14 protein-coding genes and 1 rRNA gene are annotated in these 14775 nt (G+C 70.7%); 9 read left to right on the plus strand and 6 right to left on the minus strand.

From position 1 onward, the window contains the following. Positions 1–13: 13 nt before the first annotated feature. Positions 14–856 (minus strand): aldo/keto reductase, encoded by an 843-nt coding sequence (locus tag ACWEOW_RS13820; protein ID WP_452269781.1) that lies wholly within the window; start codon positions 854–856, stop codon positions 14–16. Positions 857–972: 116 nt separating this feature from the next. Between ACWEOW_RS13820 and ACWEOW_RS13825 the strand changes: the two genes are divergently transcribed. Together ACWEOW_RS13825 and ACWEOW_RS13830 are read left to right on the plus strand one after the other, a co-directional pair. Further along, entirely contained in the window at positions 973–2748 is a 1776-nt protein-coding gene (locus ACWEOW_RS13825; RefSeq protein ID WP_452269782.1) for an acetyl/propionyl/methylcrotonyl-CoA carboxylase subunit alpha, read from the plus strand. Between the two features lie 20 nt (positions 2749–2768). After that, positions 2769–3149 carry a hypothetical protein gene (locus ACWEOW_RS13830; RefSeq protein WP_452269783.1) on the plus strand — a complete coding sequence of 127 codons (381 nt, stop codon included), beginning with the start codon at positions 2769–2771 and terminating at the stop codon, positions 3147–3149. Between the two features lie 37 nt (positions 3150–3186). On the opposite strand, the gene ACWEOW_RS13835 is transcribed toward ACWEOW_RS13830, so the two are convergent. Next, positions 3187–4599, minus strand: a complete 1413-nt coding sequence (locus ACWEOW_RS13835) for an NAD(P)H-quinone dehydrogenase (protein WP_452269784.1) — start codon at positions 4597–4599, stop codon at positions 3187–3189. 52 nt (positions 4600–4651) lie between these two features. Between ACWEOW_RS13835 and ACWEOW_RS13840 the strand changes: the two genes are divergently transcribed. Together ACWEOW_RS13840 and ACWEOW_RS13845 are read left to right on the plus strand one after the other, a co-directional pair. Further along, on the plus strand, positions 4652–5491 hold the full coding sequence (locus ACWEOW_RS13840) for a purine-nucleoside phosphorylase (protein WP_452269785.1): 840 nt from the start codon (positions 4652–4654) through the stop codon (positions 5489–5491). Then, positions 5491–7176: a phospho-sugar mutase gene (locus tag ACWEOW_RS13845; RefSeq protein ID WP_452269786.1), complete on the plus strand. Its 1686-nt coding sequence runs from the start codon at positions 5491–5493 to the stop codon at positions 7174–7176. Before ACWEOW_RS13840 ends, ACWEOW_RS13845 begins: the two co-directional genes overlap by 1 nt. 26 nt (positions 7177–7202) lie before the next feature. Here the strand turns inward: ACWEOW_RS13845 and ACWEOW_RS13850 are convergent, their stop codons facing one another. Next, positions 7203–7973 (minus strand): PH domain-containing protein, encoded by a 771-nt coding sequence (locus ACWEOW_RS13850; RefSeq protein WP_452269787.1) that lies wholly within the window; start codon positions 7971–7973, stop codon positions 7203–7205. A gap of 171 nt (positions 7974–8144) precedes the next feature. Between ACWEOW_RS13850 and deoC the strand changes: the two genes are divergently transcribed. The 5 genes from deoC to ACWEOW_RS13875 all read left to right on the plus strand — a co-directional run bounded on the left by deoC (position 8145) and on the right by ACWEOW_RS13875 (position 12931). Then, positions 8145–9131: a deoxyribose-phosphate aldolase gene (deoC, locus tag ACWEOW_RS13855; protein ID WP_452269788.1), complete on the plus strand. Its 987-nt coding sequence runs from the start codon at positions 8145–8147 to the stop codon at positions 9129–9131. Positions 9132–9146: 15 nt separating this feature from the next. Continuing rightward, positions 9147–10619 carry an aldehyde dehydrogenase family protein gene (locus ACWEOW_RS13860; RefSeq protein ID WP_452269789.1) on the plus strand — a complete coding sequence of 491 codons (1473 nt, stop codon included), beginning with the start codon at positions 9147–9149 and terminating at the stop codon, positions 10617–10619. Next, a complete protein-coding gene (locus ACWEOW_RS13865) occupies positions 10616–11503 on the plus strand; it encodes an aldehyde dehydrogenase family protein (protein WP_452269790.1) in 888 nt (295 codons plus the stop codon). The genes ACWEOW_RS13860 and ACWEOW_RS13865 overlap by 4 nt, the downstream gene beginning before the upstream one ends. A gap of 172 nt (positions 11504–11675) precedes the next feature. Continuing rightward, positions 11676–12197 (plus strand): uridine kinase family protein, encoded by a 522-nt coding sequence (locus tag ACWEOW_RS13870; RefSeq protein WP_452269791.1) that lies wholly within the window; start codon positions 11676–11678, stop codon positions 12195–12197. After that, complete coding sequence (locus ACWEOW_RS13875) at positions 12194–12931, plus strand: aspartate/glutamate racemase family protein (protein ID WP_452269792.1); 738 nt, start codon at positions 12194–12196, stop codon at positions 12929–12931. Before ACWEOW_RS13870 ends, ACWEOW_RS13875 begins: the two co-directional genes overlap by 4 nt. Before the next feature lie 22 nt (positions 12932–12953). Here ACWEOW_RS13875 and ACWEOW_RS13880 read toward each other — a convergent pair whose 3' ends face one another. The 3 genes from ACWEOW_RS13880 to rrf all read right to left on the minus strand — a co-directional run. Continuing rightward, positions 12954–14123 (minus strand): adenosine deaminase, encoded by a 1170-nt coding sequence (locus ACWEOW_RS13880; protein WP_452269793.1) that lies wholly within the window; start codon positions 14121–14123, stop codon positions 12954–12956. Then, entirely contained in the window at positions 14123–14494 is a 372-nt protein-coding gene (locus ACWEOW_RS13885; protein WP_452269794.1) for a cupin domain-containing protein, read from the minus strand. The genes ACWEOW_RS13880 and ACWEOW_RS13885 overlap by 1 nt, the downstream gene beginning before the upstream one ends. 187 nt (positions 14495–14681) lie before the next feature. Next, positions 14682–14775 (minus strand): 5S ribosomal RNA (gene rrf, locus ACWEOW_RS13890); the annotation flags it as partial.

The following is a 14775-nucleotide window of genomic DNA, read 5'->3' on the forward strand; positions in this document are numbered from 1 at the left end:
CAGCGGGACAGCCTCAGCCGAGCCGGTCCGGGTCCGGGCCCGTGCGGTGCCCCCGGTCGAGCCCGGCGACGGTCGCCAGGTCGTCGTCGTCGAGCGAGAAGCCGAACAGGTCGAAGTTCTCCTCGATCCGCGCCGGCGTGACCGACCGCGTCAGCACGACGTTGCCGATCTGCACCTGCCAGCGCAGGGCGACTTGTGCCGTCGAGACGGAGTGCTTCGAGGCGAGGGACACCATCGCCGGGTCGTCGAGCAGGCCGGCGCGCGCAGCGAGCGGGCTCCACGCCTCGGTGACGATGCCGTGCTCGGCGTGGAACGCGCGCAGCTCGCCCTGTTGCAGGTATGGGCTCAGCTCGACCTGGTTCACCGAGGGCAGCACGCCGGTCTCGTCGAGGAGCCGCTGAAGGTGCGGCACCTGGAAGTTGCAGACACCGACGGACCGCACGCGACCGTCGCGCTGGAGCTCGAGCATCGCCTGCCACGCCTCGACGTAGGCGTTCTGCCTCGGCGCCGGCCAGTGGATGAGGTACAGGTCGAGCACGTCGATGCCGAGGCGGCGCATCGACGCGTCGAAGGCCGCCGGCACCCGCCGGTGGTCGTCGTTCCACACCTTCGAGGTCACGAAGATGTCGTCGCGCGGGATGTCCGTGGCGGCCAGGACCCGGCCGACGCCCTCTTCGTTGCCGTAGAGGCGCGCCGTGTCGATGTGGCGGTACCCGATGTCCAGCGCGTGCCCGAAGGCGGTGTCGACCTCGCTGTCGGGCACCTCCCACACGCCGAAGCCGACCTGCGGGATGGCTTGGCCCGGGACGGAGGCGTGGCCGAGGGACAGGGTGGCAGCTCGCTCGTGACTGGACATGGTCCCCACGCTATGCCCGGGCCCATCGCGGATGTGCCGGACCTCACTCCGGGAGGGCCCCGAACAAACCTCACAGCCCCGAGTTGACGCCACGTCAGCCCGATAGAGTCCGATCCATGGCATCCATCAGCAAGGTCCTGATCGCAAACCGTGGTGAGATCGCAGTACGCATCGCGCGCGCGTGCAAGGACAGCGGCATCGGCTCGGTCGCGGTGTACGCAGAGCCGGACCGGGATGCCTTGCACGTCAAGGTCGCCGACGAGGCGTATGCCCTCGGTGGCTCGACCCCCGGCGACAGCTACCTGCTCCAGGACAAGCTGCTGGAGGTGGCCAAGCAGGCCGGCGCCGACGCGGTCCACCCTGGCTACGGCTTCCTCGCCGAGAACGCCGGCTTCGCCCAGGCCGTCATCGACGCCGGCCTCACCTGGATCGGCCCCGGCCCTGAGGCCATCGACTCCCTCGGCGACAAGGTCAAGGCACGCCACATCGCCACCAAGGCCGGTGCGCCGCTGGTGCCGGGCACGAAGGACCCGGTCGCCGGCGCCGACGAGGTGGTCGCCTTCGCGAAGGAGCACGGCCTCCCGGTGGCGATCAAGGCGGCATACGGCGGCGGCGGTCGTGGCCTCAAGGTGGCGCGCACGATCGAGGAGATCCCTCACCTCTACGAGTCCGCGGTGCGAGAGGCCGTCACGGCCTTCGGACGCGGCGAGTGCTTCGTCGAGCGGTTCCTGGACCGCCCACGCCATGTCGAGACCCAGTGCCTGGCCGACCAGCACGGCAACGTCGTGGTCGTCTCGACGCGTGACTGCTCCCTCCAGCGCCGCAACCAGAAGCTCGTCGAGGAGGCACCCGCGCCGTTCCTCACCGACGAGCAGCACGCGGAGCTGCTGCGCGCGAGCAAGGCGATCCTCAAGGAGGCCGGCTACGTCGGCGCGGGCACGTGCGAGTTCCTCGTCGGTCCCGACGGCGACATCAGCTTCCTCGAGGTGAACACCCGCCTGCAGGTCGAGCACCCCGTCACCGAGGAGGTGACCGGCATCGACCTCGTGCGCGAGCAGTTCCGCATCGCCAACGGCGAGACGCTCGACTACCCCGACCCGGAGCCGCACGCCCACTCGATCGAGTTCCGGATCAACGGCGAGGACGCCGGCCGCAACTTCCTGCCCGCACCCGGCACCGTCGCCGTCTACCGCACCCCGTCCGGTCCGGGCGTCCGCGTCGACTCCGGCGTCGTCGAGGGCGACGTCATCGGTGGCGCCTTCGACTCCATGCTCGCCAAGCTCATCATCACCGGGCGCACGCGCCAGCAGGCCCTCGAGCGCTCCCGCCGGGCGCTAGCCGAGTTCGAGGTCGACGGGATGCCGACCGTCCTGCCCTTCCACCGTGCGGTCGTCGCCGACGCGGCGTTCGCCCCGGAGGGCGATGCGCCGTTCCGCATCCACACCCGCTGGATCGAGACGGAATGGGACAACACGATCCCGCCGTATGCCGGTGGGCCGGCTGCCGACGGCGCCGAGCCCGACGAGCGCCAGACGGTCGTCGTCGAGGTCGGCGGCAAGCGCATCGAGGTGTCCCTGCCGGGTGGGCTCGCCCTGGGTGGCGGATCCGCGGCCACGACGCGCAAGAAGGCGCCGAAGCGGTCCGGCGGGGGCAAGGCCGGTGCGGCGACGTCGGGCGACTCGCTCACTGCGCCCATGCAGGGCACGATCGTCAAGCTCGCCGTCGCCGACGGCGCCACGGTAGCGGCCGGTGACCTCGTCATCGTGCTCGAGGCGATGAAGATGGAGCAGCCGATCAACGCCCACAAGGCTGGCGTCGTCACGGGACTGTCCGCGAAGGTCGGCGAGACCGTGACCTCGGGTGCGGTCCTGGCCGAGATCAAGGACGCCTGAGCCTCTGGCACACTGCATGGGTGTTTGCGAACCTGGCCACAGCGACCGGCACCACGACGACGTTCACGTGGGCCAACATCATCATCCTGCTGGCGGCTGTAGCGATCCTGTACCCGCTGCAGAAGTGGCTGCGTGGGACCGTCTCCACGCGTCGCAAGGCTCGGTGGGCCGAGGAGGATCGGCAGGCGCAGGAGCGGATGCGCCTCCAGGAAGAGCAGCAGGCTCAGCAAGGGCGGCGACGTGACCAGCCGGGGTGGCAGCCCACCGGGCAGCCCACCGGGCAGCCCACCGGGCAGCAGGACACCGGGCAGCCTGCCGAACAGCAGGACACGGGCTCGTCCATTGACCCGGGCAGCGGACAGACGACCCAGCCCGAGGACCGCCCGGACGACCGCTCCTGAGCCCGCCGCGCGGGGCGGCACCCGCGAAGAGGACGCCTCAGTCGGCCTGGTGCAGCTGCCGGGCCGCCTCGGCGATCGAGCCGGACAGCGACGGGTACACCGTGATGGTCGAGGAGACCTGGTCGACGCTGAGCCGGTTCTGCACTGCCAGGGCCACCGGGTAGACGAGCTCAGAAGCCTTGGGCGCCACGACCACGCCACCGAGGACGGTCCCATAGCCCTTGCGGCAGAAGAGCTTGACGAAGCCGTCGGTGATGCCCTGCATCTTCGCGCGCGGGTTGCGGGCCAGCGGCAGCATGACCGACTCGACGTCGGCGGACTCGTCGGCGGCCCGCTGGGAGATGCCGACCGTGGCGATCTCGGGCTCCGTGAAGATGTTCGCCGCCACACCGATGACATTGAGCGGGGTCACCGCGTCGCCGAGCGCGTGCCACATGGCGATCCGGCCCTGCATCGCGGCGACCGACGCCAGGGGCAGCACACCCGTGCAGTCGCCGGCCGCATACACACCGCCGATGTTGGTGCGCGACACGCGGTCGACCTGGATGTGCCCCGCGGGCCCGAGCTCGACCCCGAGCTCCTCGAGCCCTAGGCGCTGAGTCTGCGGCACCGAACCGACGGCAAGCAGGGCGTGGCTGCCCTCGACCGTGCGACCGTCTTCAAGCGTCACGACGACGCCGTGCTCGGACCGGGTGACGCTCGCAGCGCGTGACTTGTTGAGCACCTCCATCCCGCGCTTGCGGAAGACGTCCTCGATGACCGAGGCCGCATCGGCGTCTTCGCCAGGCAGCACGCGGTCGCGAGACGAGACGAGGACGACCTGCGAGCCGAGACCGAGGTACGCCTGCGCGAGCTCGGCGCCCGTGACGCCGGAGCCGATGACGATGATCCGCTCGGGCAGCTCGTCGAGCGAGTAGATCTGCTGCCAGGTGAGGATCCGCTCGCCGTCGGGCTGGGCCGAAGGCATGACCCTCGGCGTCGCCCCGGTGGCGACCAGGATCACGTCGGCGGACAGCTCGGCAGTCCTGCCGTCGGCAAGGTCGGCGATCACGAGCTCCGGTGTCGCGATCCGTGCCCGCCCCCGCAGCACGGTCACGCCGACCTGCTCGAGACTGGTCTGGATGTCGGCGCTCTGGGCGGCTGCGAGCGCGAGGATGCGCCCGTTGACCGTCTGGGCCTCGACGACCGCATCGGACACCTGATCGCCCTCGTCGTCCTGAAGCCGCACCCCGAGGCCGGAGGCCACCTCGAAGTCGGACATGTAGTCGGCCGTGGCGATCAGCGCCTTGCTCGGGACGCAGTCGGTGAGCACCGCCGCTCCCCCGAGCCCGTCCTTCTCGACGATCGTGACCTGCGCCCCGAGCTGGGCGGCCACGAGCGCCGCCTCATAGCCGCCCGGGCCGCCGCCGATGATGACAACGGATGTCTCACGCGTGATCACGGAGACCATCCAACCATCCCCGCGATGCCTGCTCCGGGCGGTAGTACGGCGGCTAGAGTCCATGTCCGTGACCAGTTCTGCGGCTGACCTCCGCGACCCTGCCACCGACCCCTTCGACGTTGCGGCCCAGGCTGCCGCCGTCATCGCCGAACGCACCGGCGTCCAGCGACATGACGTCGCCCTCGTGCTGGGCTCCGGGTGGGGCCAGACCGCCGACCTCATCGGCGAGACTCTCGCGACCGTCGACAACGCGGACGTGCCCGGCTTTCACAAGGCCGCGGTCGCCGGCCACGCCGGCAGCATGCGCTCGGTAGCCATCGGGGACACGGGGAGGCGAGCGCTGGTCTTCGGGACCCGGACGCACTTCTACGAGGGGCGCGGCGTCCGGTCGGTCGTGCACGGGGTGCGCACCGCCAAGGCCGCGGGCTGCTCCACGATCGTCCTCACGAACGGCTGCGGAGGCCTCAACCCGGCCTGGGGCCCCGGCACACCCGTCCTGATCCGCGACCACATCAACCTGACCGCACACTCCCCCATCGAGGGCGCGAACTTCGTCGACCTCACGGACCTCTACACCCCTCGCCTTCGGGCGCTGGCGCGGGAGGTCGACCCGGGGCTCGACGAAGGCGTGTACGTCCAGTTCCGGGGGCCGCACTACGAGACACCCGCGGAGGTGCAGATGGCCAAGGTCATCGGGGGCGACCTCGTCGGGATGTCGACGACGCTCGAGGCGATCGCGGCCCGGCAGTCGGGCCTCGACGTGCTCGGCATCTCCCTCGTCACCAACCTGGCCGCCGGGATCTCTGAGACGCCCCTGTCGCACGAGGAGGTCCTCGAGGCCGGTCAGGCTGCAGCCGAGCGGTGCGGGCAGCTCCTGGCCGCTGTGGTGGGGCGGATCTGATGACCGCCGTCGACTCCACCGAGACCCTGTATGCCGCGGCCCGAGCCTGGCGCGACGACGACCCCGACTCCACGACGCGAGAGGAGCTGGACGCCCTCCTGACCTCGGCCGTCGACGGCGACGAGTCCGCGCGCGCCGACCTCGCCGACCGCTTCTCCGGGATGCTGGAGTTCGGCACCGCCGGACTCCGCGGCGCCCTGGGTGCCGGACCCAACCGGATGAACCGCAGTGTCGTGATCCGAGCGGCTGCTGGCCTGACGGCATACCTCAAGGCTGAAGGGGACGTCGGCGACAGTCCTTGTGTCGTCATCGGTTTCGACGCTCGCTACAACTCCGACGTGTTCGCGCGCGACACCGCGGCGGTCGTGGTCGGCGCCGGAGGGCGTGCGCTGCTGCTGCCTCAGCCGCTGCCCACGCCCGTCCTGGCATTCGCGATCCGCCACCTCGGCGCCGACGCGGGTGTCATGGTGACCGCGAGCCACAACCCGCCCCAGGACAACGGCTACAAGGTGTACCTCGGCGACGGCAGCCAGATCGTCCCGCCGGCCGATGCGGACATCGCCGCACACATCGCCCACGTCGACCGGGTTGCCGACGTGCCACGCGCTGTCGATGGCTGGGAGGTCCTCGGCGACCGGCTCTTCGAGGACTACATCGACGCGGTTGTCACCGTCGTCGATCCCGCATCGCCGCGCGACCTCGACTGCGTGCACACCAGCCTGCACGGCGTAGGTCATGGCACGGTGCACGCCGCGTTCGTCAGAGCCGGCTTCCCGGCGCCGACGCCGGTCGACGCCCAGGCCGTGCCCGACCCCGACTTCCCGACCGTCGCGTTCCCCAACCCGGAGGAGAAGGGCGCGATCGACCTGGCGCTCGGCCAGGCGAGGTCGATGGGGTGCGACATCGTCATCGCCAACGACCCCGACGCCGACCGGTGTGCCGCGGCGGTCCGTGACCCCGCCTTCGGCGACTGGCGGATGCTGCGCGGCGACGAGGTCGGAGCGCTGCTCGGGGCGCACATCGTGCGGCGCGGCATCAGGCCCGACGACGTCTTCGCCTGTTCGATCGTGTCGTCGCGGCTGCTCGCGTCCATCGCCCGCGCGGCCGGGATCGCCCACGTGGAGACGCTCACCGGCTTCAAGTGGATCTCCCGTGTGCCGGGGCTGCGTTTCGGCTACGAGGAGGCCCTGGGCTACTGCGTCGCGCCGCACCTGGTGCGCGACAAGGACGGCGTCAGCGCGGCCCTGCTGCTCGCGGAGCTGACCGCGACCCTGAAGGCGGAGGGCCGCCTGCTCACCGACCTGCTCGACGACCTCGCCGTCGAGCATGGCGTCCACGCCACCGACTCCTTCTCGGTGCGGGTCTCCGACCTCGCCCAGATCGACCCCCTGATGGCCCGGCTGCGTGCGGAAGTGCCGGCACAGGTCGCGGGAGTCGCCGTCGACCGGGTCGACGACCTGGCTCTCGGCGAGGGCGGGCTGCCGCCGACCGACGGTCTGCGCTACCACCTCGCCGACGACTCACGGGTCATCGTCCGGCCGAGTGGCACCGAGCCCAAGGTCAAGATCTATCTCGAGGTCATCGAGCCGGTCCCGGACGCGTCGGGCCTCGCGGCGTCGCGCGCGGCGGCGCAGGCCCGGCTGGACGGCATACGCACCGACTTCGAGCGGCTCACCGCGCTCTGACGGCCAGGTCGAGCTCGGGCGCCCTGTCAGACGACGAAGGTGCCGATGACGAAGAAGGCGACTGCCGCCAGGAGGAGGCCCACCGCGATCGGGTCCCAGTGCTGGACCGCGATCCGGGGAGTGCGCCCATCCTTGCGCCGGCGGTCGGCTGCCATCCGCTCCTCGACCTCCGCAGCAACCAGCTGTGCGTCCAGCTTCGGCTTCTTGGGCTCGTCGTCGGCGGCGGACTTCTGCTTGAGGCGGTTGGTCGGGATCGTGAGCAGCTGCCTGCCGTGCCGCGGGCGGCCCGGGTCGGCGGGCACGCCCCACGCGGTGTAGCGCTTCCCGTCGGAGAAGAGCTCCAGCGTCCAGCGGGACCGCACCTCGGAGATCGCGGGCCAGGTGAGGTCGACGACACGCATCGGGTTGACGAGACGAATCCCCTCCGCGTGGATGACCGCGCACGGGCGGTAGACGAAGAGCCACAGCAGGACGAGCCCGAGCACGATGGAGGAGATCAGCGTCCAGCTGCGCTGCGACGTGGCGACGGCAGGGACCAGCAGGGCGAGCCCGACGATGCCGCCCGCAACGCTGATCCCGACGGCCGAGCCGGGCCGCAACGTCCGGGCGTCGCGCAGGTCGCGTCGGCGGCCGAGCCCCGAGGCGAGCCCCGAGCTCGGGGCTCCGGCTGTGTTCCGGGCATCCGCAGTGTTCCGGGCATCCGCTGTGTTCCGGGCATCCGCTGTGCTCGCGGCATCCGCTGCCTTGGCGGCGTTCCTGGCGTCGTCGGACGGCTGGTCGGTGGCGTCCTGGCTCACTGTGCGGGTCCTCCTGCTGCGTCGGGTCGCCGTGCGCGACGCCGCACCTCGACTCTCTCACGGCGCCTGCGTGAAGACACCGCCGGGCGGCCAGCGTATGCCGGTCGGCGCCCGTGCGGGGGGCGCTTGGAGCCGCCACGGACCGTCTCATTCCGTGGATAGACTCGGCGGGTGACAGTAAGCACCACGACGCGCACGGCGCAGGAACTGACCGCCCACGCGCGCGACGTCCTGGGTGTGTCGCGGCTGACGAACCACGCGCTCACCGCATGGGTCCATGGGCTGCCGGGAGTCGACCAGGTCGGCTGCGAGGCCCGCGCCGCGTCCCTTGGCACCCGCTCGATCAAGACGACGAGCAAGGCATGGGCGATCGACACCGCCATCGGGATGATCGACCTCACGACGCTCGAGGGCGCCGACACTCCTGGCAAGGTGCGCTCGCTGTGCGCCAAGGCGCTCGTGCCCGACCCGCTCGACGCGACGACTCCGAGACCCGCTGCGGTCTGTGTCTACGGCGACATGGTCGCCACCGCGAAGGAAGCCTTGGGCGACAGTGGGATTCACGTCGCCGCGGTCGCGACGGCGTTCCCGTCGGGACGCGCGAGCATGCCGGTGAAGATCGCGGACACGCGCGACGCCGTAGGTGCAGGAGCCGACGAGATCGACATGGTCATCGACCGCGGAGCCTTTCTCGCCGGCGACTACCTGACGGTCTTCAACCAGATCGCCGAGGTCAAGCAGGCGTGCGGCGACGTTCACCTCAAGGTGATCATGGAGACGGGCGAGCTCGTCACGTACGACAACGTCCGCCGTGCGTCCTACCTGTCGATGCTCGCGGGCGGTGACTTCATCAAGACCTCCACGGGCAAGGTGCAGCCGGCCGCGACACTCCCGGTCACCCTGGTCATGCTCGAGGCGGTCCGCGACTGGCGCGAGCTCACGGGCGTGCAGGTCGGCGTGAAGCCCGCCGGAGGCATCCGCACCGCGAAGGATGCGATCAAGTACCTCGTCATGGTCAGCGAGATCGCAGGCGACGACTGGATGTCGCCGGACTGGTTCCGCTTCGGCGCATCGAGCCTGCTCAACGACCTTCTCCTGCAACGGCAGAAGCTCGCGACGGGCGCCTACTCCGGTGCCGACTACGTGACGATCGACTGACCGCGAAGGAGCATCATGCCCACGTTCGAGTACGCCCCTGCCCCCGAGTCGCGCGCCATCGTCACCATCGAGAAGTCGTACGGCCTCTTCGTCGACGGTGCCTTCACCCGCCCCAAGGCGACGTTCGCGACGGTCAACCCCGCCGACGAGACGGTCCTGGCCGAGGTCAGCCAGGCCGGTCCCAAGGACGTCGACCGGGCGGTCTCTGCCGCGCGCCGCGCCTACGAAGGTGTCTGGGGGAAGATGAGCGGCGCCGAGCGCGGAAAGTACCTCTTCCGCATCGCTCGAATCCTGCAGGAGCGCTCGCGCGAGTTCGCGGTCCTCGAGACCCTCGACAACGGCAAGCCGATCAAGGAGACGCGCGACGTCGACGTCCCGATCGCCGCGGCGCACTTCTTCTACCACGCGGGCTGGGCCGACAAGCTGGAGTATGCCGGCCTGTCGCCTTCCGGGGCCGAGGCGCCCCGCCCGCACGGTGTGGTCGCACAGGTCATCCCCTGGAACTTCCCGCTGCTGATGCTGGCCTGGAAGATCGCCCCGGCATTGGCGACCGGAAACACAGTGGTGCTCAAGCCTGCCGAGACGACGCCGCTGTCAGCGCTGCTCTTCGCCGAGGTGTGTCAGCAGGCCGACCTGCCGCCGGGCGTGGTCAACATCGTCACTGGCGACGGCCGGACCGGCCAGGCCCTCGTGGAGCACCCCGACGTCGACAAGATCGCGTTCACCGGCTCGACCGAGGTCGGCAAGCTCATCGCCCGTTCGATCGCGGGCACGAGGAAGAAGGCGACGCTCGAGCTCGGCGGCAAAGCGGCGAACATCATCTTCGACGACGCCCCGGTGGACCAGGCGGTCGAGGGCATCGTCAACGGCATCTTCTTCAACCAGGGCCAGGTCTGCTGCGCAGGGTCGCGCCTGCTCGTGCAGGAGAGCGTCCATGACGACGTCGTCGCCCGCCTGAAGCGCCGACTGGGCACCCTGCGGGTCGGCGACCCGATGGACAAGAACAGCGACCTCGGCGCGATCAACAGCAAGTCGCAGCTCGAGCGCATCACCTCTCTCGTCGAGGCCGGCGTGGCCGAGGGGGCGGACCGCTGGAGCCCGGAGTGCACCCTGCCCGCGAAGGGCTACTGGTTCCCGCCGACCGTCCTGACCGGGGTGTCGCAGACCCACCGCGTCGCGACGGAGGAGATCTTCGGGCCGGTCCTGTCGGTCCTGACCTTCCGCACGCCTCAGGAGGCGGTCGCGAAGGCCAACAACACGGCATACGGCCTCTCGGCAGGCGTGTGGACGGAGAAGGGCTCCCGCATCCTCTGGATGGCCGACCAGCTGCGTGCCGGCGTGGTCTGGGCCAACACCTTCAACCGGTTCGACCCGACGTCGCCGTTCGGCGGCTACAAGGAGTCCGGCTACGGCCGCGAAGGCGGCCGGCATGGCCTCGATGCCTATGTCACCACCAGCCCCGCGAGCCTGACTGGAGCCACCCGATGACGCGCCTCGACGTCCGCAAGACGTACAAGCTCTACATCGGGGGCAAGTTCCCTCGGAGCGAGTCCGGGCGGTCCTACGAGGTGGTGTCCGCCAAGGGCGAGTTCCTCGCCAACGCCTCCCTCGGCTCCCGCAAGGACATCCGGGACGCCGTCGTCGCAGCACGCTCCGCCCTGGCCGGCTGGTCCGGTGCGACGCCGTACAACCGCGGCCAGGTGCTCTACCGAGCCGCCGAGGTGCTGGAGGGCCGCCGGGCCCAGTTCGTCGACGAGGTGAGCGCCGGCGAGGGCCTCACGGCCCGCGCTGCCTCCGCGGTCGTCGACGCGACCGTCGACCGGCTGGTCTGGTATGCCGGATGGACCGACAAGATCGCCCAGGTCCTCGGCAACCTCAACCCGGTGGCCGGCCCCTTCTTCAACGTGTCCGCTCCGGAGCCCACCGGCGTCGTGGGCGTCCTTGCCCCGCAGGCGAGCTCGCTGCTCGGGCTGGTGTCCGTCGTCGCCCCGGTGATCGCGTCGGGTAACACCGCCGTGGTCGTCTCGTCGGCCGACCGTCCCCTGCCGGCGGTGACGTTCGGCGAGGTGCTCGCGACGTCCGACGTGCCGGGCGGCGTGGTCAACATCGTGACGGCGCGCACGGCCGAGGTCGCGTCGTGGCTGGCCGCACACCGGGACGTCAACGCCATCGACCTCACCGGTGTCGCCGGCGCCCAAGGCGTCGACTGGGCCGGTCTCGAGGCCGACGCGGCCGGCAACCTCAAGCGGGTCTACCGCCCGGCCCTGGCCGACGGCACCCCGGTCGAGCCGGACTGGACCGCCGACCCGGGCCTCGGCCGGATCCGTGCCTTCGTCGAGACGAAGACGGTCTGGCACCCCAAGGGCCTCTGAGCAGCGGGCACGGGCTCGACCGTTGGGCTCCGCCGACACCACCCCACCGGGCACCCGCCCGCTCGGCCGTCCGGCACCCCACGGACGCCACCGCGTTATCCTCGTCACCGGTCCCAGCGGGGCCGGCAAGAGCCGGCTGTCGGCGCGGCTGAGCACTGCGCACGGTTGGCCGGTGGTCCGGCTGGACGACTTCTACCGGGAGGTCGACGACCCGCGACTGCCGCGGTCGCCGCTGGGCATCCCCGACTGGGACCACGTCGACTCCTGGAACGCCGACGCGGCGGTGGCCGCGCTCCGGGAGCTCGTCGACCACGGGCTGGTCGAGCTGCCCGTCTACGACATCAGCACGTCGTCGGTCACCGGCCGCCACGTCGTCGAGGCGCAGGAGGGCGACTTCATCCTGGCCGAGGGGCTCTTCGCCGGTCGGCTCGTCGCGCCGCTGACCTCCGAGGGCCTGCTCGCCGACGCGCTCTGCGTGCGCCAGAACCGCACGGCCACGGCAGTGCGCCGCTTCTTGCGGGACCTGGCCGAGCGCCGCAAACCACCACACATCCTGGTCCGACGCGGGCTGGTGCTGTGGCGCGACGAGCCACGCGTCGTCGCCGAGGCCCAGGCGCACGGCGCGCGGTGCATCGCTCCCCGCGCGGCCGAGTCCGAGCTCAGCCGGCTGGCAGCACCAGGAGCAGCGACATGAGACTCATCGGCATGCTCGGCGGGATGAGCTGGGAGTCGACCGCGGAGTACTACCGGCTCGCCAACGAGCTCGTGCGCGACCGGCTCGGCGGCCTCGCCTCGGCCCGGCTGCTCGTGCACTCGGTCGACTTCGCCGACGTGGAGCGCATGCAAGCCGATGGCGAGTGGGAGGCCGCGGGTCGGCTGCTCGCGTCGGCCGCTGCGGGCCTCGAGGCCGGTGGAGCCGAGCTGCTCGTGCTCTGCACGAACACGATGCACAAGGTCGCCGGGCCGATCGAGGCCGCGGTGACCATCCCGTTCCTGCACATCGGAGACGTCACCGCCGAGGCCGTCCGCAGCGCCGGCGTCTCGCGAGTGGGACTGCTCGCGACGGCATACACGATGGAGCAGGCCTTCATGCGCGACCGGCTCGCCGCGCACGGCCTCACGGTGATCGTTCCGCCTGCCGGCGACCGCGCCGTGGTGCATCGCGTCATCTACGACGAGCTCTGCCTCGGCGTGGTCACCGAGCCGTCGCGACAGGCGTACCGCGAGATCATCGCCCGTCTCGTCGACGCCGGGGCCGAAGGCATCATCCTCGGATGCACCGAGATCGAGCTGCTCGTCGGGCCCGCCGACTCCCCTGTCCCGGTCTTTCCGACCACGCGCCTGCACGTCGAGGCCGCAGTGACCGCCGCTCTCCGGGCGCACGGCGAGTCCGATGGAGAGCGCGGCGGTGACGGCGACGGCGACTAGCCGGTTCGGCGACCGCGACGAGCTAGGCGGTCGGCTGGATGGGGGGCGACGCCTCGATACCGAGCACGGCATACCCCGGCTTGATGACGTCGTCGATGAAGGCGAGGCGCTCGTCGAAGGGGATGAACGCCGACTTCATCGCGTTGATCGTGACCCAGCGCAGGTCGGCGAGGTCCCAGCCGGCAGAGTCCTGAAGGAGCAGGAACTCCTTGCTCATCGACGTGTCGCTCATGAGCCGGTTGTCGGTGTTGAGCGTCACGCGGAACCGCAGGCGCTTGAGAAGCGTGATCGGGTGCAGGGAGATCGACAAGGCGGCTGAGGTCTGCAGGTTGCTGCTCGGGCACATCTCGAGCGGGATCCGCATGTCCCGGACGTATGCCGCCAGGCGCCCCAGGCGCACGCGATCCAGCTCCAGCTGCGTGAGGGCGTGTGGGTTCTCCCTGTTGCCCTCGAGCCACTCCCCGAACGGCGAGCCGTCGATGGTGATGTCATCGACGATGCGCACGCCGTGGCCGAGGCGGTCGGCGCCGCACCACTGGATCGCCTCCCAGATCGACGGGAGCCCGAACGCCTCGCCGGCGTGGATCGTGAAGTGGGCGTTCTCCCGGCGCAGGTACTCGAACGCGTCGAGGTGCCGGGTCGGTGGGTATCCGGCCTCGGCGCCCGCGATGTCGAAACCGGAGACGCCGTCGTCGCGGTAGCGGATCGACAGCTCGGCGATCTCGGTGGACTTCGCCGCGTGGCGCATCGCGGTGAGCAGCGAGGTCACCCGGATCGGGGTGCCGGCCGCCGCGGCCTTCGCCTCCCCGTCCCGGAGTCCGGCGCTGACGGCCTCGACCACACCCTCGAGGGTCAGTCCGCGGGTGAGGTGCTGCTCGGGGGCATACCGGCTCTCGGCGTAGGCGACACCGTCGGCAGCGAGGTCCTGGGCGCACTCGCTGGCCACCCGGAACAGGCCCTCCCGGGTCTGCATGACGGCCAGTGTGTGATCGAAGGTCTCGAGGTACCGCGGCAGCGAACCCGAGTCGGCACTCTCCCGGAACCATGCTCCGAGGCTGTTGGCGTCGTGGGCCGGGAGTGCGTCGTACCCACACTCGTCGGCGAGCTCGATGATCGTCTGGGGGCGCAGGCCGCCGTCCAGATGGTCGTGGAGCAGAACCTTGGGCGCCTGGCGGATCTCGTCGGGGGTCATCACTCGTCGCCCTCGCGGTGCACTGACTCGGGCGTGAACGCGGGCAGGCACACGGCGACGTACTCGGCACCGTCGGGGCCGCACGAGTAACGGATCCGCTCGCCACCGCGGGTGATGACGGACTGGCCCTGGGCCACTTCGAGCGTCCCGCCGTCGTGGTCGATGACGACGGTTCCCTTGAGCACGAGGGTGATCTCGTCGAAGTCGGGCGTCTGGAACGGCTCGGTCCAGCCGCCGGGCGCCACCATGTGCGCCACGGAGACGGAGGACTGCAGGCCGGCATCCGGGGTTGTCACGGCACCGACGTGCTCGTTGATGACCTTGCCGCCAGGGACGGGGATTCGCGTCGGGGTGGGGATGAGTTCGGGCACGAGGCAACCCTACGCCCTGTCACCCCAGAGGTATTCGAGTCAAGGTATTCGGGTCGAGGTGCCTTGCGTTCGAGGTATTAGATCGGCCTATTCGGCGACCTTTCACCTCGACCCGAGTACCCCGAACGACGTCCGGGCATGCAGAAGACCCCGCCCGGTCACCCGGGCGGGGTCTTCTTGAAAGTATGTCCGGCTGCGTCCTACTCTCCCACACCGTCACCAGTGCAGTACCATCGGCGCTGAAGGGCTTAGCTTCCGGGTTCGGAATGGAGCCGGGCGTT

This window comes from Monashia sp. NPDC004114, assembly GCF_053603855.1.